Source organism: Mesorhizobium sp. BHscii, from assembly GCF_053848065.1.
This window is the reverse complement of record NZ_JBSPKW010000002.1, coordinates 454,083-472,554: the sequence shown is the minus strand read 5'-3', so window position 1 is coordinate 472,554 and position 18,472 is coordinate 454,083. Positions and strand designations below refer to the sequence as shown.

The window sequence follows — 18,472 nt, the reverse complement described above, 5'->3', positions numbered from 1 at the left end:
GCGAATTTTCCTGCTTTTCATTCAATCAAAATGCATTATTATCCGGACTCACACCAGTTTGAGGCTTCCGCTTGATGACAACAGTCGCACCATTTCCGCTTGTCGAGATCGATGGAGCGCCGAGAGCGCGCGGCATGGCCTATGGCGAACAGGCGCGCGGGCGCATCGGCGCTTCGGTGGCGCTCTATGCCGCGCAGCTCGACCGTTTCGGCTTCAGGCGGGACGATGTCGGGCGGTTCTCCGGCATCTTCCTGCCCCGCTTGCGGCAATGGGCGCCCGATCTCGTCGAGGAAATGGAAGGAATTGCGTCAGGCGCGAATGTCGACCTGTCCTCGATCGTCCTGGTCAATGCGCGTACCGAAATCCTGCAGCTCGCCCGGCGCGAGAAAGGCATTTCCGACGACGAGCCCGACGGCTGCACGGGCGCGGCGATCCTGCCGGAGGCAACCCGGAACGGCAGGCTCATCCATGGCCAGAACTGGGACTGGAAGGCCGAATGCGCCGAGACCTCGGTGGTGTTGCGCATCCGGCGAACGGACGGGCCGGACCTCCTCACCTTCACCGAAGCCGGCGGACTGGCGCGCAGCGGCTTCAACTCGGCCGGTATCGGCATCACCGCGAACTATCTCGAATCGGACCGCGACTATCGCGGGATCGGAATTCCGCTTCCCTTCATCCGGCGCCGGGCTCTTGAAGCGCAGCATTTCGCCCATGCCATCAAGGTGGTGGCGACGACGCCGAAATCCGGTTCCAACAACATGATCCTGAGCACCGCCGAAGGGTTCACGGCCAATTTCGAATGCGCCCCGGACGAGGTCTTCACCATCTATCCGGACAACGACATGATCGTCCACGCCAATCACTGGCAGAGCCCGGTGGCGTTGTCTAAGCTGCGCGAAACCGGACTTCGCGACGTGCCGGACAGTCTCTATCGCGACCACCGCGTGCGCCGGCACCTGTCGGCGCGGCATGGAGACATAACCATCGACGACCTGAAGGAAGCGCTGTTCGACAACTTCGCTTCGCCGTTCAGCGTGTGTCGCCCGCAGATCAGGAAGGAAGGCGGCAATCTCTCGGCGACGGTGGCGATGATCGTCTTCGAACCAGCCGCCGGCGTCATGGAGATCGCGCCGTTGCCGGCCAAGAACCGTGAATTCACCCGCTACGAACTCACCATCGAAGACGAGATCCTCGAGCGGGCGGAGAAGGCAGTGCCCGCACGGGAGAGACCTTCGATATCAGCACAGGAGAAACGATGGTCCGCTTTGTCCTGACCCGCCTCGCCAGCGCCGTACCGACACTCATCCTGGTCTCGGTCGCGGTCTTCGTGATGATGCGCTTCATTCCGGGCGATCCTGCGACGCTGATGCTGGGCGAGCTCGCGCAGCCCGGACAGGTCGATGCGATGCGGCATCAGATGGGGCTCGACCAGCCGGTGGTGGTGCAATATCTGATCTGGGCCGGCAACGTCCTTTCAGGCGATTTCGGACGCTCGATCGGCAGCGGGCAAGAGGTGCTGCCGCTCATCCTCGATCGTTTCGCCGTCTCCTCGACCATCGTCTTTCTCGCCGTGATTGTCGCCTCGGCGATCGCCGTGCCTGCCGGAATGCTGGCTGCTTGGAAGCAGGACAGTCTCCGCGACGTCACGGTCGTCGCCACCTCGACCATCCTGCTCTCGATCCCCAGTTTCTGGCTGGGGCTGATGCTGATGCTGATCTTCGGCCTCTATCTCGGCTGGCTGCCGGTCGTCGGCTACGTACCCTTCAGCCGCGACTTCGCGCAAGCCGCTCTGTATGTGATCCTGCCCGTGGTCACCTTGGTGCTCGTCGAGTCCGGCCCGATTGCGCGCATGGCCAGGGCCAGCACGATCGAGGTGGCGCGCCTGGAATACATCACCCATGCGCGGGCAAAGGGGCTTTCGGAAAGCGCGGTGATGTGGCGCCACGCTTTCAAGAATGCCTTCGCGCCCACCTTGACCCTGATTGGCTTGGTGCTCGGCAGCCTGCTTTCCAGCATCGTCGTCATCGAGACCGTCTTTACCATTCCCGGCCTCGGCCGGCTGCTGGTCGACGCGATCTATGCCCGCGACTATCCCGTGATTCAGGGATCGATGCTGTTCGTCGCCTTCATCTATGTCGCGGTCAATCTTCTCGTCGACCTGATTTACCCGCTGCTCGATCCGAGGGTTACCGCATGATCGCCCGTGCGCTCGGCCGGCCCGGTCTGAAATTCAACGCGATCTTCGGGATCGCCGTCACCGGGGCATTGATCCTTTTGGCCGTGTTCGGTCCGTGGATCGCGCCCTTCGATCCGCTCAAGCTCGATCTGCCGTCGCGCCTCAGCGGGCCCTCGCCTGTGCACCTGCTCGGCGCCGACGAATTCGGCCGCGACGTGCTCAGCCGCCTCGCCAGCGGCGCGCGGACCAGCGCCTGGATCGCTTTTGCGACGGTCGCCTTCGCATTGATCACCGGCACCCTCTTCGGCGTTCTCGCCGGTTTCCTGCGGGGCTGGGTCGATCGCGCCATCATGATGGTCAACGACGCCTTCCTCGCCTTCCCTGGCCTGCTTCTGGCGCTCGGCCTGATGGCGGTGATCGGCGCCAGCCGCGAGGGCATCATCGTTGCGCTCGGCCTTGCCTACATGCCGATCGTGGTGCGCGTGGTGCGGGCCTCCGTGATGTCCATTCGCGAGCGGGAATATGTCGAGGCCTCGCGCGTGATGGGCAATAGCGAGATCATCACCATGGCGCGGCATGTGCTGCCCAATTGCGTTGCCCCGATCATCGTGCTCGCCACCACCATGTTCGGCTGGATCATCCTGTCGGAAAGCGCGCTGAGCTTTCTGGGACTGGGCGTCCCGCCTCCGGCGCCCAGCTGGGGCAACATGCTATCGACGGCGCGACCCTATATCGGCCAGGCGCCGCATCTGATTATCCTTCCGGGTCTCTGCATCTCGATCACGCTGCTCGGCATCAACATGCTGGGCGACGCGGTGCGCGACTGGCTCGACCCGAATATATAGGTGCTGGAAAGATGCTCGTGCCGGCCGGGGACAACAACACGATGCTTTCAGTGCGCAACCTGTCGATCTCGGTGGGACCATCGGGAAAGCGGATCGTCGACGAGCTGAATTTCGATCTCGCCTCTGGCGACATGCTGGCGCTGGTCGGTGAATCCGGTTCGGGCAAGACGATGGCGGCCCGCTCGATCCTGAGCTTGCTCCCTGCCCCGCTGGTCACGACCGCTGACAGCAGCATCCGCTTCGAAGGACGGGAGCTCACCGGCCTTGCCGCAAAGGCACTGCGCCAGATACGCGGTGCACAGATCGGCATGGTTTTCCAGGAGCCGATGGTCTCGCTCAATCCCGCCGTCACCATCGGCGAGCAGATGGCGGAAGGGCTTCGCCTGCATCGCGACATGTCGCGCGCCGAGATCAAGGACCGCTCGCTGGCGATGCTGGAGAGGATCCAGATCAAGGATCCCGGCAAATGCCTTGCGGCCTATCCGCACGAATTCTCGGGCGGCATGCGCCAACGCATCATGCTGGCATCGGTCATGCTGCTCAAGCCGCGCCTGCTGATCGCCGACGAGCCGACCACGGCGCTCGACACGCTGGTGCAGCGCGACGTGCTCGACCTCATGGTCGAGCTGACGCGGGAGAATGGAACCGCCGTCCTGCTGATCAGCCACGACCTCGGCATGGTGTCGCACTATGTGAACAACGTGACGGTGATGTGCGAAGGCAAGGCGGTCGAACAGGGAAGCAGCACCCAGGTCCTTCACGCACCGCAGCACGACTATACCAGGCGGTTGGTGGATGCGCTTCCCAAGCGCAGCGCCGGCGGATCGAGAAGATCCGTCAACGGCCCGCCCCTGGTCGAGATCAGCAATGTAGTCATCGACTACCCGGGCCGTCCCAGGCTGTTTGCGCGCGCGCAGCCGAAGCGCGCCGTAGACCGCGTCGACCTTACCATCCGGCGTGGCGAAACCCTGGCGTTGGTCGGCGCGTCGGGCTCCGGCAAGACGACGCTCGGTCGCGCCATTGTCGGCCTCGTCAGGCCGTCCAGCGGAACGATCTCGTTTCTTGGCAAGGCGATTGCAAGTGGACGACCGGCTGACACGCGATTGCAGCGTCGCGACATGCAGATCGTCTTCCAGGACCCCTATTCCTCGCTGGACCCTCGCCAGTCCATTGCGGAAATCGTCACCGAGCCGTTGAAGCTCGACACCGAATTGGATCGCAAGCGGCGGACCGCGCGCATGAATGAGGTCATCGAGGAAGTGGGACTGGCGCGCGACCTTCTCGGGCGTTTCCCGCATCAGCTGTCAGGCGGGCAACGCCAGCGCGTCGCGATCGCGCGGGCGATCGTCAGGCGACCGGCCTTCGTCGTTGCCGACGAGCCGGTTTCGGCGCTGGACATGACGGTGCAGAAACAGATCCTGCTCCTGATCCGGTCGTTGCAGGAACGCTACGGTTTCGCCTGTCTGTTCGTCTCGCATGATCTGGGTGCGGTGGAGCTGGTTGCCGATAGGGTCGCCGTCATGCAGGAGGGAAGGATCGTCGAGATCGGCGACCGCGACGACGTCTTCGACCGGCCGCGCCACGCCTATACGCGCGCCCTTCTCGATGCGGCGATGCTGATCGATCGCCGTTTCGCCGACGGCGCGGGCGCACGTAAGGCAGTGGCGCAATGACAGCGACACGGCTCGTCTCCGCACCATGACGCCGTTCGGCCATATCAAGGAAATCTGGCGATATCCCGTCAGTTCGATGGGCGGCGAAGGGCTGGACGGGACGGAGCTTGCGGAAGGCGGGATTCCGGGCGACCGGATCTGGGGCGTCGTCGACCGGCGCGACGGAATTGTTGCCGCGCCGGAGAAGCTAAAACATTGGCGGCCGCTGCCGAACCTTCTTGCAAGGCTGCGGGGCGACAGGCCGGAAATCGGATTGGACGATGGCTCCTGGATCGATGCCGGCTCCAGCTTCGCAGGCGAGCTGGTTTCGGCCTTACTTGATTTCCCGGCGGCGCTGCACCCACATGTCCCGTTCGGTTCGCAAGCCCACGATCATATCGCGCCACGCTATCAGCGCGCCGACATCCATATCGTCACGTCAGCCTCGATGGACAGGCTTGCCGGCCTGGTTCTGGATCCGTCGCAAGTGGATTCCAGGCGGTTCCGGCCCAATATCGTGATCGAAACCGACGCTTCGCAGGACGGTTTCGTCGAGCAGCAGATCATTGGGAAAGTGCTTTCCATCGGCGAGGCACGGATCGTGATTTCGGAGCCTTGTGCGCGCTGCACCTTCACGGCGCTGGCGCAAGGCGATCTTGCCTTCGAACCGGCAGTGCTGCAAACCATAGCGCGCCATGGCGAAGGCGGCTTCGGCGCGCTCTGCCAGGTCGTGCAGCCGGGCAAGATCAGGCTGGGCGACCAGGTCACCTTGAACGAAGCCTGACCTTCTTCCAGCTTTCGATGCCGGAGGGCGGCACGTCATGGCGCTAGCGGTCAAAACCTGACGCTTGGTACTCGAAACGGAATACCGCCTTTGCCCCAAGCATTCGTCGGCGTACAAAATCGAATCCTAAGCAGACACCCGACCGGCTGAGCCTTCTGAAAACGCGGAAAAAATTGCAACTTCGCCGAGAATAATCCTGGTTCGTCCACGTTCTCCCTCCCGCATCGCGCCCCTCGGGCGCCTATTGAGGAGACCACTATGGAAATTCTCGACTCCGCACGCATTGCCAAGGCCAAACGGGCTTTCACGACCCGCCGTGTACCCGTCGAGCGCATGCAGATGTTGCTTCCGCCTCCCGCCGAACCGAAGGCAGGCGACCTGGTGCTCGCGCGGATTGAGGCGCTCGGTCACCATAAGGCAGTCGAGCTGCTCTCGGGGCGCAAGGCGGCACTTGCCGCAACGGACGAAATCGTCCTGGCCTACGGCAACCGCTACGCCCCCGATCAGTTCGAGGCGATCGTGCCGCGAGATCTCGGGCCGTGCCATATGGTGGCGGCAGGCGGAGTGGCCTCGCGGGCGACGGCGTGGCACGACAAAACTATGTTTCCGACCGCGATCGTGCCGCTCGGCCTCGTCACCGATTTGAGCGGCCGCGTTCTGAACGCTGCTGACTTTGCGGTCGCGCCGCAGCCGGCGCGGCTCACGCCGCCGGCAATCGTTATCTACGGAACTTCTATGAATTCGGGCAAGACGACGACAGCTGCAAGCCTCGTGCACGGACTTGTCAAGGCAGGTTTCGCGGTTGGTGCGGCAAAGGTGACCGGAACCGGCGCCGGCAATGACCTCTGGGCCATGGTGGATGCCGGAGCATGCGCCGCGCTCGATTTCACCGATGCGGGCTTTGCCACGACCTACCTTGCTCCGATCGATGCCCTCGTGCAGGGCGCGCAGCAGTTGCTCAACTCTCTTGCCGCTGCCGGAGCAGAAATCGCGGTCCTGGAGGTCGCGGACGGACTATTCCAGCCTGAGACGGCCGCTCTGTCGAAGTCTCTGGAATTCCGGAAGCTGACCAGCGGTGTGCTGTTTGCCGCCGGAGATGCGATGGGGGCGGTTGCTGGCTGCGAACGGCTGCGCGACCTCGGCCACGACGTGCTCGGGATCAGTGGGCTGCTGACGCGCTCGCCACTGGCACGGAGAGAGGCTGGCGTTGCCAACGTCCCCGTCTATGGTGTCGAGGAACTCACCGATCCGGCGACTGCTGCAAGCATCGTCTCCGAGATTTCGAAGCCGCGCCTGATGGTGATCGCTGGAGGTGCCCAATGCGCCTTCCAGGAATCCTGACCCGCGCACGAATGGGCGCTTTGGCGGTTCTCATAGCCAACGGCTTTGCTCAGGCCGCCACCTCGCTCGCGCTTGTCGCGATCGTCGGTGCGGCGGTTTCCGGGGAGCGGCCGGCGCTCGGTCAGGGCTGGCTGATCGGTGCGGCCAGCCTTTCGCTCGGCATCACCCTGTTCTCACTCAAGGTGCTGCAACGACGGCAAGGGGCGGCTTTTGCGCTGGACTATGTGCGCGAGGTCCGCGGGCTGCTGGTCGAGCAACTCTTCACACTACCACCGACGGCCGGCCCCACCCGACTCGGCCTCGTCATGACTCGCCTGATCACAGACCTTTCCGCCATCAGGTCCTGGTTGGCGGACGGCGTCGCCTCCCTCTTTGTAGCGGGACCCTCCGTTGTCCTCATCGTGCTTGGCGCTTTTTGGCTTGCGCCCGGCGTTGCGTCGTTCCTGTTTGCCGGCGTTCTTGTCTGGTTCGCTGTCACCCTTGTCGCCCTGCCGTTCCTGCATCGTGCCATTCGCGAAAGCCGCCGTCGGCGGGGACGCCTTGCCGGCCGTCTCGGAGATGTCGTCCTCACCCGAGCAACATTTGCCCATTTCGGAAGAAGCGGACCGGCCGCGCGCAAAATCGACCGGATGTCGGAGGCTCTCAACGAGTGGCTCGTCCGCCGAGCCGGGTGGTCGGGTGCCGCCCGTTCATCCAGCGATTTCGTCATACCGGTCATCATTGCGATCCTTGCGGCCTATGCGGCTCCGAGCGGTCCGGTGATGCCTGCCGGCGAGTTCAGCACTCTCCTGCTCCTTGCCGGCTTGACGGTTGCACAACTTTCCGACCTTGCTCGCGCCGCCGACTATCGGCTGGCCTATGTCGAGTCACGTCGCCGGATTGCGTCGATCCTCGCAATGCCGGTCCTTCCGGATCCTGAGGATCCGATTCCTCTGCCGCGATTGGCGGTGGGCCGGCGGCTGCGCGTCGAACTTCGTTGCTCGAACGGCAAGCCGTCACGTGTTCTGGAGGCAGCGCCCGGTGCCATGATTCTGCTTCGCGGCGACACACCGGAAGCACGCAGCGCCCTGCTTGCCAGTATCGCCGGAATCGAGGAAAATAACGGTCTTGCGATTTTCCTTGACGACATTCCTCTCGACAAGGTCTCGCGACGCGACCGGCGCCGAGTGATCACCCTCTTGTCTCCGACGATCCCGCTGGTACGCGCAACGATGGCCGAGAACATCGCGATCGGCGCGCCCTCAGCGACCCTCCAGGAAGAAATAGTCGCCATTGCGTCGCTGTGCGGCGTGGCGGTCGTTAGGGCTTCGGAATGTGGTCAGGGAGTGGAGCCGCCTCACAGCGTCAATCCCATGCTGGCTGCCCGGATCCGGGCAGCGCGAGCGCTGGTCCGAGCGGCAGCCGTGCTTCTGATCGACGATATCGATGTTTGCAAGGATCGGGATTTGCTTGCCGCCGTTCTTGCGTGCGCGCGAGCCACGCGTACGACGGTGATCGCATCGTGCGATGTGGCTGCCGGGACTACCGAGTTCGATGGCACCTGGCTTCTTGATGGTGAATGGTCATCGAGAGGCAATCCATGAGACCGGTCCTGACCATGACCGTCCGGTCAATTCGCGTCCCGTGCGAGGCCACTACCCGGTACCCGCGTCCTTGATACACCGAATTCATCCCCTAGTTTACCTCCGTGGGCGCCTTAGTCGCGAGTTTGCCTGGGGCGGCGGCGGTTGCGCCGTTCTGACTGCATGCCGCGGAAAGACGGTTGGACCGACGCACTTTATGGAGGTGGTCGTGCGTCAATCCCCCGAATCCAGCTGGGCATATTTCGCATTCGTTTGCTCGATCGCGGTAGCTTGCGCAGGAGCTGCAGAAGGCGGCCAGCGCGGCGGAGGCGGAGGCAATAGCGCTGGCGACCATGGTGGCGGAGGCAATAGCGCCGGCAGCCACGGTGGCGGAGGCAATAGCGCTGGCAGCCATGGCGGAGGCAATAGCGCTGGCAGCCATCACGGTGAAGGCCGAAAAGGCGGCCCGCACAAAGGACCTGGCGGCAAGCCCAGCGGCTCCAGCAGTAGTCCACCGGTGGACGACGATGGAACCAGCACCGCTGCAACGGCGGCAGTGGCGGCAACTACGACCGCCACTGCCGTCAGTGTCGTCCCGTCCGTAGAGGCCGGACGGTCAGTCGGCCTTCCGGCCAGCCTCCAGCCACCCAGTGACGTCAACAGTCCATCAACGGTCAGTCCGATCAAAGCGCTGCCGGGCGTCCCGGATGAAGTCGTTCGCGCCTGCCATGATGCAATCGAGTCGGCCGCCGCCCCGTTTGGCGCGACCAGTGTGCGCGTCAGCAGCGCAGGTGCCATACATCAGTTGAGCCCGGATACGATCTCGGCTCCCATTGAGGTCAGCATCGACTATGTACGGCAGGGCAAGGTGGAGACGCGGCAGGCGCCGATCAAATGCGAATTGAACGCGACTGGCGGCGTGATCGGGCTGACATAGCGCATCGCGCAGACTCCTCGCCGACGAGAGCAGGATGAATTCGAACGGGTGATTTCATCCTGGCATAACTCCTTGTTTTGCCCAAAGTGGCCGCGGCGTCGTGAGCGGGTGCGAGGCAATGCGTTCCGAAGGCCATCGAGAGGACCGCGCAGTCGTTGGAAATCACTCCAATGTCGCGTGTCTTGGCCTGAGGGAATAGGGAAGCGTGAGAGAACGCACCCGGGTAATCCGCGACGGGTTGCGAACCTTGCTACGTGCAGTCTTCTGGCTGACAGCCTTCACCTGGCCGGTAACGGCTGCTGCGCGGCCGGAGCGCGGCTTCAGCGGCCGCTCAACCTGCGCGCTGCGACGCTCAGCCCTGAGCCTGTCATTGTCCGCGCGCGCCGCAGCCAGGTCGCGGGCAAGTGAAACATTGGCTTCACGTTGCTTGTCCAGAGCCTCCTTCAGCCTGGTGACCCGTACCAAAAGTGCTCGGGCGGCGGCGCGTTCGAGGCGACCCTTATCGAGATCCTCATGGGTCGAGACTGCTGCAGCGCGTTCTCGTGCCAGCGCTTGCGCCGTCTCGGTTGCAGTCTGCTCGGCACGCTCTCTCGCTGAGACTGCTCTGGCTCGTTCCTGTTCAGCCGCGACGCGCTCGAGGCGAGCTTTTTGCAGCTCGTCACGCGTCGACGCTGCTGCAGCACGTTCTCGTGCCAGAGCCTGTGCCGTCTCGGTTGCAGTCTGCTGGGCACGCTCTCTCGCTGACACCGCTCTGGCTCGTTCCTGTTCAGACGCGTCGCGCTCGAGGCGAGCTTTTTTTAGCTCCTCACGAATCGACGCTGCTGCAGCGCGTTCTCGAGCCAGCGCGCCCTCCGTCTCGGCTGAGGTCTGCTCCACTCTTTCTCTCGCTGTGACTGCACCGGTCCGTTCCTGCTCAGCCGCGTCCGCGCGCTCCATGAGTGCGGCATTGGACAGTTTCACTTCGGCGAGGTCGCCACGAAGGTTCTCTGACTTCCGGCGTTCGTCGTCGAGCATTCCGCTCGCTTGCGCCAGCGAAGCCTTGGCCTTGGCGCGATCTTCGGCGGCCTCGGCCTCAAGCTGTTCAATTTTCGCCTGCGCTCGCGACAGATCGCGCGCCCGCAATGCGGCTCGCTGACGCTCCAGATAAGCAGCGGGCATCTCCGCAAAGACATAATTGGTGGCCTCGCTCAGCATTGTGCGGGCATCTCCCGCTATGCGCCGCAATGCGTCAAGTGTGCGGGCTGCCGCGAGCTCGTTGCGCAATCGCTCCTCGCGTGCGTTGTCGGAGGCTGCCATGCTTGCCCTCAGCGCATCGATCTGCTTGCGCGATTCGAGGAGTGCTCCCTGCAGAGCAGCGCTCCTGGCGCGTTCGCCTTCCGCCACCCGGTGCTCCTGGCCGCCCAATTCCCCTGCGGCGGCTGCCTGACCACCGGCTGCCCCGACTTGCGCCCGGGCAGCCGCGAGATCCGGGCTGAGCAAGTCGACACTCGTGCCTTGGGCCCGCGAAATGGCGGGGGCGCTTTCGACCCAGTTTTGTCTCGTCATCGCATAGCTAAGCGGCACGGCCAGACAGATTGCGGCGACGCCCAAGCGGGGCACAAGACCGATCGGCTTGCGAAGGCGAGGAGGGGAGGCCGTTACGATGGTCGGATCCAGGCTGAACCCTCCCCTTTGAGCTGTGACATTCAAACCGCCAGGCGCCGGATTGGCCAACTGAGCAACTTTGCGCGGGGAAGCCTTATGACCCAATTGGTCCCATGCTGACCCGCAAATTCGCTCCCCACGTTCCGCGGGGGCGAGTTGTGTCGGCATACGGCTCAAAGCCCTCAATACTGGACTACTTACGGCGGCAAGATTAGCCGCCACCTGCCTACGAATATAGCCAGCGATTTCTCTGACCGATGTCGCAGGGCGGCCGGATTGCGGTATGTTCGTCGCGGAAGCGTTGGTCTGGGCCGCAGACGAGCTCTCGCAAGCTTCGGAGCTCACGTCGAAATACTCGATTCGCACCCCGAACCGAAGGTAATTGGCATCCTGACGCCGAACGTCCAGGTCTGCGGTGTCTGAGGGCACGGCCACCTGAGAAGAAGAAGCAGGCTCGTTTGCAAGATTGACCGGGCTTTCCCAATCCCAAGATGCCACCTCGGGGGGATCAGATCCGCCTTCGCTCACATCTGATTTGAGGCGATGCCGTTGCACCGCGATAAGGATACGCCGGAGCACAAGATAGAGGCCCACCGAGGCAAGTGTTGCTGTCCCGCCCAGGATGGCGAGATCTGCGTCGTTTGCGTAAATTTCGGCAAGAGGATTTGGCATTGCCTTGCCTGTGCGTTCTTGGGTGTATTCTCAAGTTCGTGAAGCGGTGTTTGGTCCTCGCCTTGTGCTGGCTAAAGCCTTCGATCGCTTTCGAAGCTGTCACTTGCTTCGAGATCCCTCCAGTGCTCGGAGCGCCGGTCGCGCGCTGATAGACAGGCCGGCGCAGCTGACTTTCATTTGAATCGAAACTTGAAGATGCCGTGGCCGCCGATTATCGGTCGCCAAGGGCGCACAGGCTCTGAAAGCCGACTTGCAGCTCTGCATCTCAACGTCCCGAGAGTTCTCCCACGGTGCGCACCATTCCGCCATTTCCGGCTCTGGACGGTCCGCCTGAATTTTAAGCTAGGTCACAAAGCTAGGTCACAGACCTCCACGGTCAACCGTCACCTCATACTAAACGTCAGAAGCACTTCGGCCACGCACAACGGCCATCGCTGCTCGGATCGCTGTCGAACGACCGCTCCTGGCGGATAAGTGTTGAAAAAGTCTGGTGCTCGGGAGGGCATGCCCGTGGAGTAGAAAGGCATTTCCCGCCAGGCGTATTGCTAGAACCAAGGTCCTAAGGTAGTTCATTTTCGGAACGAAATTCTCTCCGCGCGGCCCTACGGCCTCGGTCGCGGACTTTTTCAACACTATCGGCGCACACGCGCCGTCGGAGAGCTGGTGAGTTTAGGATCCTTCCCACCCTGAGCGGGTTACAGTCCCGGAACCAAGAGTCAGGTTTTCACACCGGGTACCTCAAACGAAAGATCGGAGGACAACACGCCTCCGATCTTTCGAGCAACAGACAATCGCCAGCTATTCGCTTTTCCAGACGCCCCATACGCGGGGGTTTGCCGCCGGCCATACCGAATAGCCCTTCACCTTCGACGACACCGCGTCGACCGATGGCTCGTAATAGAGGCCAAGGATCGGCACATCCTTTACCATGAGGGCATGGAGCTGCTTGAACAGCGCCTTGCGTTGCGCTGGGTCGGTCGTCGCCATCGACCTCGTGTAGAGGTCGAGGGCCTCCTTGCTGTCCCACTGCGCCGTCGGGTCGGTCGCCTTGTCGCCGAGGATGACGCCATACATCAGCGACGGATCGAGACGAGCCGAGTAGCCGAAGGACTGGATCTGGAATTTGCCGGCAAGGTAATTGTCGAGCTGTGCCGCCCAATCCAGCACTTCGAGCTGGGCGTTGAAGCCCGCGGCCGTCAGCATCGCCTGCAGCAGCACCGCGTTCTCATACATCCCCTGGTAGCGGGTGTTGGTCTGGATCTTGATCGGCTGGCCCTTGTAGCCGGCCTCGTCCAGCAGTGCTTTAGCCTTGACCGGGTCGTATTCCGGCCATTTAAGGAATTCGTCGTCGAAGAACGAGCTCGCCTGGGCGACGGCCGAGGGATCTCCGGTGGCGACACCGTTGGTGCGAGCGGCGGCGATCTGGTTGATGTCGGCGGCATGCGCCAGCGCCGTGCGTATCTTGGCATTCGACAGCAGCGGGTCCTTGGTTTGCAGCAGGATCGCCGTCCATGACAGGCCTTGCGTCGACAGCACCGTCATGCCCCGCGACTTGGCTTCCTCGACACGCGATGATTCAAGATCGGGAAGCACGTCGAGCTCGCCGGCAAACAGCGCGGTCTCCGCCGCCGCCGTGTCGGGGATGACGATGAAGCGCACCTCGTCGACATAGGCCTCACGGCTTCCGGCAAAGCCACTTGGCGCCTCCTTGACCGGCTTGTAGTCGGGAAAGGGTTCGAGCGCCAAATACTGGCCCTTGACCCATTCCTTCAGCGTGAACGGGCCGCTGCCGATGGCAGAATCGGCGATCCATTTGCCGTCAGCGCCGACATTCTTCGGGCTGGCGACCCAGCCATTGCACTGGATACTGGCGAGCTGCGCCAAAAAGAGCGCATTCGGCGCGTTCAGCGTGAAGACGACGGTGCGTGGATCGGGCGTCGCCACTTGCTCGACCTTAAGGCCCTGGCTCCCATCGAAGAAGGGAATGCAGAACCACTGGTTGGCTGGGTCCATGCGGCGATCCCAGTTCCAGCTGACGTCGGATGAGGTCACGGCGTCGCCATTGTGGAAAGCCGCGCCGTCGCGCAGCGTAAAGGCATAGGTCTTGCCGTCGTCCGACACTTTCCAGGATTCGGCCAGTGCCGGCCCTACTGTGAGATCGGCGCGATATGCCACCAGCGTCTCAAAGATATGGTGCAGCACCGTGTCGGTATTCGCGTCTCGGCTGAGACCGTCGGTGGCGCGGATGTCGGCGTTGATGCGAACCTTGAGCGTGCCGCCGGTTTTCGGCTGCTCCTGCGCCGTCGCCGGCAATGCACACGCCATCACGGCGATTGCCGCCAGCACCTGGATCAATCGTCTTCCCATTCTCAATCCTGTTCCCATTTTTTATCTCCAGTTTGTTGACTGCAGTTTTTCAGGCGGGCGCAGCATTCAATGTCCGCGCAAAGAACTCCTTGACCTTGGCGATGAGCTCGCGGTCGTTGTGAGCGATGCCAGGCACGACATCCAGCTGCACCTCGACGCCGTGTCTCTCCAGGCTGCCCTTCAACGATCTGATCCGGTCGTTGCGGGTCGCGCCGGCGAGATCGGCGCCGGGCATCCACCAGTCATCCTCCGGCTTGATGGTGATCTCCCAGGTTTGGAGATCGTCACCACCGATCACCATCTGCACGGCGACCTTGCGCATGGCGTCGAGGTCGACGTTCTTGCCGAACACTCTCTCGAAGTCGCGCACCCCGACCCAGAAATCGTGATCGAAGTCAAGCAGCGTCACGACGCCCGGCGCACCGATCGATGCGGCCAGCAGACGTTCGGGATGGAGGAACAGGAAACGATGGGTGAAATGGCCGCCCCCAGAAAAGCCGTACATCAGCACACGGTCGCCGCGGATGCGATAACGCTCGCGCATCTCCTCGACCATGTCGAGCAGCACGGCATCGTAGTGGAGGTCGCCCTGGCGCAGCATCTTGTAAGAGGAAAGATCGCCCGGAAAACAGATATTCGCCGGGAAGAGCGGGGCGAGCACGATCACGCCGTTCTGTTCGGCGAAGTCGGCAAAGGCGTCCCGGTAGGCGAGCATGCCGCGTTCGGTGCCATGCACGATCACCGCCAGCGGATAGGTCTTGCCGCCGTCTTCGTCATAGTCCTCGGGCACATAGGCACAATAGGGGAAGCGCTGGTCGAAGCGGGAGGCGTACACCGAGGTGTGCCCGAAATCGTAATAGGACAGGCGCTTGCCATGTCCGCTGACGTTGCGCATCGGATTTTCCCTAATCTCAATCTCATTGTTTCATCATTTTGTGTGACTGAAAAGCATTTGTTTATGCCTGATGTCAGGAAAGTACGTATTTTACGTCGCATAACGCCGAAGCTTCCAGAGCAGGCATGAGCAGGTGTCCGGCCGTCGCGCGTCAGTTCGGGGTTCCGGAAACTTGACGTGCTGCAAAAGGCGCATCGCGCCTCGTTTACGTCGCGCACGATAGCGGCGCGTGCGCGTGGCCCATCTGGGCTTCGATCGCGGCGACGATCGCATCGGCGCCGTCGGCTCAAGGTCGGCCGAGCGTCATGACAAACGACATCGTGAAGTTGTGCAGGTTGACTCGATTATCTGCTTGCCTAACTAGGTTCTCGGGGCTCAGCGCAAATCACTACAGTCGGTATGATATCTTCCCGCATCCGAACGCTTGTCCTTGTTGTTGTTCTCCTGGCCGGCAGTTCGATCGTGTCCTCCTGCGTCGCACCTGACGACACGTCGAACCTCTCAAAGGAAGACGCCACAACGGCGGCAGCCCGCAAAGAGATGGTCGGTCTCAGCGAGGCGGACGTTCGAATGTGCGCTGGCTTTCCGACTGCCACCGCCGATGCGGGCGGAAGCCAGATCTGGACGTATCAGCGTACCGTTCAACGCGGCAATCTCAACGTCGTGATTCCAACTTTGGCCGTGGGTGCGGTCCCGACGGTTGGAGGATCGCTCAATGTTGATCCTGGCGGCTATTGCAACACGCAAATCCGAATGGTCGGTGGCCGTGTTGCCGAGGTCGCCTACGCCGGCGACAACAACACGCAGAACCACCGCGATGCGCTCTGCGTCAGCACGGTAGACGGCTGCGTGGCATATGCCCGCCAGCGCCATCAAGTCAGGACAGGAGCCATTTCCAGGTAATCGGGCCGGCTGGCGCACCCCAGGCCCTGCACCGTTCGTTCCTATTTCAGGCAGGCGTTCGATATTCCGAACAGCTGCCAGAGACCGACCTCCCCGCCGATCAGCCTTGCGAAGGCCGATCGCCCGGAACCATTCTTGTGGTCGGGAGTACAAGTAGTCGGGAGTACAGGGACGGCAGACGATGATCATCACCCGCAGGACGTTCGTGAAGGCTGCCGCTACTTCCGGAGCGGCTCTGGTGCTGCCGGGAACCGCGCCCGGCGCGCCGCCTGCGCCGGTGATGCGGGCCGTGCCCTCCTCGGGAGAGATGCTTCCCGCTGTGGGCCTGGGCACCTGGATCACCTTCAATGTCGGCGACGATCCGGTGCTGCGCGACGAGTGCGCCGAGGTGATGGCGGCCTTCTTCGCGGCGGGCGGCCGCATGATCGATTCCTCGCCCATGTACGGCTCCTCGCAGCCTGTGATCGGCTATGGCCTCGAGAAGCTCGGCCGGCCCGAAGCGCTGTTTTCCGCCGAGAAGGTCTGGACCTCCTCCGCCGCCGACGGACCCGCGCAGATCGAGCAGTCGCGCCGCTTGTGGGGTGTGCCGCGCTTCGATCTCGTGCAGGTCCACAACCTCGTCGCCTGGGAAACGCATCTCGAAACCTTGTTCGCCAAGAAGGCGGACGGGCGGATCCGTTATGTCGGCATCACGACGTCCGAAGGACGACGGCACGACCTGTTCGAACAAATCATGCGCGCGCATCCGCTCGACTTCGTGCAGCTCACCTATAACATCGTCGACCGCGAGGCGGAGGAGCGGCTCCTGCCGCTGGCGGCCGAGCGCAGGATGGCCGTCATCGTCAACCGGCCGTTTCGCCAAGGCGCGCTGACGCGCCAGCTCGAAGGCGAGACGCTGCCGGACTGGGCGGCGGAGATCGGTGCCGGGACCTGGGCGCAGTTCATTTTGAAGTTCATCCTTTCGCATCCCTCCGTAACCGTCGCCATCCCCGCCACCACCCGCGTCGAACACGTGCGCGAGAACGTGCTGGCGGCGACTGGTCCCCTCCCCGACGCGGCCATGCGCGATCAGATGGCGGCCTACGTGCGGAATCTCTAGATGTCGGAATGGTGGACCTACCGGCTGGAAGATTTCCTGCTATTCTCGCCGCGCGTCTACTGGCGCATGTTCGAGTTGGCCAATGCCGCCTTCTGGCCGCTGCATCTCCTGACGCTCGCCGCCGGCCTCGCCATTGTCCTGCTCGTGCTGCGGCGGCCGCCTCGCCACGGCCTCTGGATTGCGCTCGTCCTCGCCGCGCTCTTTGCCTTCGTCGGCTGGTCCTTCCTGTCGAGCCGCTATGCGGTGATCAACTGGGCGATCGCCTATGTCGCGCCGGCCTTCGGCCTGCAGGCGCTGCTGCTGGCGTTCGGCGGTGCCGCGCGCGGCGGCCTCGCCTTCGAGCGGCGGGACATCGCAGCAAGGCTCGGGCTGCTGATCATGGCCGCTGGCCTCGTCGTCTATCCCCTCCTGCCGCCGCTTTTCCGGCGGCCATGGACAAGCGCCGAGGTCTTCGGCATCGCGCCGGACCCGACTGCGATCACGACGCTCGGCGTCCTGCTTGCAGCGAGCGGCGGGCCTGTGCCGCTGCTGTTTGCGATCCCGCTGCTGTGGCTGCTGCTCAGCGGCCTGACGCTCCATGCCATGGGCGATCCGCAGGCCTGGCCGCCGCTTCTGGCAGCGGGCACCACTGTCGCTGCCTTGGCCCTGCGCCGCATTGCTCGGTGATGCGATAACGCTTCGGCATTTGCTCCGGCAAGAAACGTGAGCGTTTGTCGGCAGCACGTTTGTTCTTGGTTTGTGCCGGCAGCTGTGCTATGAAATTGTTTACGGTGCCTATTCGCGCCAACGACCCGCCGCCGAGGCGGGCTTTTGTTTCAGGTTCGGCGCCATCCTTCACAGGGCTCCAAATCCATCTCTGACGGCGTGGCAGGATTCCTGGCGTGGCGACCAGTACCAGCAGGACCGACTGTCGCGCTCTCAGCGCGCCGCCCACACCAGGCCGCGGCGAAATATCGTTCGCATCTGCGGCACCGCGAACTCCCTGACGGCATGTCCGAGTGCCGAATAGAACACCCTTCCCTTGCCGTGCCGGCGCTTCCAGACGACCGGCATGACCACGCCTTCTATCCAGGACGCGTGCTCGCCGGAGAAGGTGGTGGTCGCCAGCACCTCATTCGATGGATCCACATGCATGTAGTACTGCTCGGAGCGGTACGGGAAATCATCGATGCCGTTCATGATCGGATCGTCGCGCCTGATGATGTCGACCCGGTAGTCGATGATGTTGCCTGGGTGGGCCACCCACTGACCGCCGCACATGAACTGGTATTCAGTGGCTTCACGAAAGGCATCGCACATGCCGCCGTGATAGCCGCCAAGGCCGACACCGCCCTCGACTGCCTTTGTCAGGTTGAGCTCCTCGTTCTTCGCAAGCTTGGCCATCGTGTAGATCGGGACGATCAGGCTCAGATCGGCGATCGCCGGGTCGGCGAATATCTCGGTCGTGGTTTCGACGCGCACGCCAAACCCTTCCTCTTCGAGCATCGCCTTGACGAGGCGCGCACCTTCTTCCGGCTCGTGTCCATCCCAGCCGCCCCATACGATCAGCGCTTGCCGCATATTCTTCTCCGTCAGTTGGTGCATGAAGACTGTCA

15 protein-coding genes are annotated in these 18,472 nt (G+C 63.0%); 11 read left to right on the top strand and 4 right to left on the bottom strand.

What is annotated here, in order from left to right; genetic code table 11:
- The first annotated feature begins 74 nt into the window (after positions 1-74).
- The 8 genes from ACWTU7_RS05020 (at position 75) to ACWTU7_RS04985 (ending at position 9,297) form a co-directional block, all read left to right on the top strand.
- Positions 75-1,274: a C45 family autoproteolytic acyltransferase/hydolase gene (locus tag ACWTU7_RS05020; RefSeq protein ID WP_287350823.1), complete on the top strand. Its 1,200-nt coding sequence runs from the start codon at positions 75-77 to the stop codon at positions 1,272-1,274.
- The gene (locus tag ACWTU7_RS05015) at positions 1,256-2,197 is read left to right on the top strand and encodes an ABC transporter permease (RefSeq protein WP_029350549.1); all 942 of its coding nucleotides are present in this window, start codon (positions 1,256-1,258) and stop codon (positions 2,195-2,197) included. The genes ACWTU7_RS05020 and ACWTU7_RS05015 overlap by 19 nt, the downstream gene beginning before the upstream one ends.
- Positions 2,194-3,021, top strand: coding sequence for an ABC transporter permease (locus ACWTU7_RS05010; RefSeq protein ID WP_095518826.1), 828 nt, complete (start codon positions 2,194-2,196; stop codon positions 3,019-3,021). Before ACWTU7_RS05015 ends, ACWTU7_RS05010 begins: the two co-directional genes overlap by 4 nt.
- A gap of 41 nt (positions 3,022-3,062) precedes the next feature.
- Positions 3,063-4,694, top strand: coding sequence for an ABC transporter ATP-binding protein (locus ACWTU7_RS05005; protein ID WP_455837987.1), 1,632 nt, complete (start codon positions 3,063-3,065; stop codon positions 4,692-4,694).
- Positions 4,695-4,719: 25 nt separating this feature from the next.
- Positions 4,720-5,457 carry an MOSC domain-containing protein gene (locus ACWTU7_RS05000; protein ID WP_455837671.1) on the top strand — a complete coding sequence of 246 codons (738 nt, stop codon included), beginning with the start codon at positions 4,720-4,722 and terminating at the stop codon, positions 5,455-5,457.
- A 258-nt stretch (positions 5,458-5,715) separates the two neighbouring features.
- A complete protein-coding gene (locus ACWTU7_RS04995) occupies positions 5,716-6,798 on the top strand; it encodes a hypothetical protein (protein ID WP_455837672.1) in 1,083 nt (360 codons plus the stop codon).
- Complete coding sequence (locus tag ACWTU7_RS04990; protein ID WP_455837673.1) at positions 6,777-8,381, top strand: ABC transporter transmembrane domain-containing protein; 1,605 nt, start codon at positions 6,777-6,779, stop codon at positions 8,379-8,381. The genes ACWTU7_RS04995 and ACWTU7_RS04990 overlap by 22 nt, the downstream gene beginning before the upstream one ends.
- 496 nt (positions 8,382-8,877) lie before the next feature.
- Positions 8,878-9,297 carry a hypothetical protein gene (locus tag ACWTU7_RS04985; protein ID WP_455837674.1) on the top strand — a complete coding sequence of 140 codons (420 nt, stop codon included), beginning with the start codon at positions 8,878-8,880 and terminating at the stop codon, positions 9,295-9,297.
- Between the two features lie 162 nt (positions 9,298-9,459).
- On the opposite strand, the gene ACWTU7_RS04980 is transcribed toward ACWTU7_RS04985, so the two are convergent.
- From ACWTU7_RS04980 to ACWTU7_RS04970, 3 genes are all read right to left on the bottom strand, one after another.
- Positions 9,460-11,613, bottom strand: coding sequence for a hypothetical protein (locus tag ACWTU7_RS04980; protein ID WP_455846495.1), 2,154 nt, complete (start codon positions 11,611-11,613; stop codon positions 9,460-9,462).
- A gap of 798 nt (positions 11,614-12,411) precedes the next feature.
- Entirely contained in the window at positions 12,412-13,980 is a 1,569-nt protein-coding gene (locus ACWTU7_RS04975; protein WP_455837676.1) for an ABC transporter substrate-binding protein, read from the bottom strand.
- Between the two features lie 49 nt (positions 13,981-14,029).
- The gene (locus tag ACWTU7_RS04970) at positions 14,030-14,875 is read right to left on the bottom strand and encodes a hydrolase (RefSeq protein WP_029350534.1); all 846 of its coding nucleotides are present in this window, start codon (positions 14,873-14,875) and stop codon (positions 14,030-14,032) included.
- A gap of 462 nt (positions 14,876-15,337) precedes the next feature.
- Between ACWTU7_RS04970 and ACWTU7_RS04965 the strand changes: the two genes are divergently transcribed.
- From ACWTU7_RS04965 to ACWTU7_RS04955, 3 genes are all read left to right on the top strand, one after another.
- The gene (locus ACWTU7_RS04965) at positions 15,338-15,778 is read left to right on the top strand and encodes a hypothetical protein (protein ID WP_455837677.1); all 441 of its coding nucleotides are present in this window, start codon (positions 15,338-15,340) and stop codon (positions 15,776-15,778) included.
- 181 nt (positions 15,779-15,959) lie between these two features.
- Positions 15,960-16,877 (top strand): aldo/keto reductase, encoded by a 918-nt coding sequence (locus ACWTU7_RS04960; RefSeq protein ID WP_455837678.1) that lies wholly within the window; start codon positions 15,960-15,962, stop codon positions 16,875-16,877.
- Complete coding sequence (locus ACWTU7_RS04955) at positions 16,878-17,543, top strand: DUF6064 family protein (RefSeq protein WP_455837679.1); 666 nt, start codon at positions 16,878-16,880, stop codon at positions 17,541-17,543.
- A 252-nt stretch (positions 17,544-17,795) separates the two neighbouring features.
- Here the strand turns inward: ACWTU7_RS04955 and ACWTU7_RS04950 are convergent, their stop codons facing one another.
- The gene (locus ACWTU7_RS04950; RefSeq protein WP_455837988.1) at positions 17,796-18,437 is read right to left on the bottom strand and encodes a ThuA domain-containing protein; all 642 of its coding nucleotides are present in this window, start codon (positions 18,435-18,437) and stop codon (positions 17,796-17,798) included.
- Positions 18,438-18,472 lie beyond the last annotated feature (35 nt).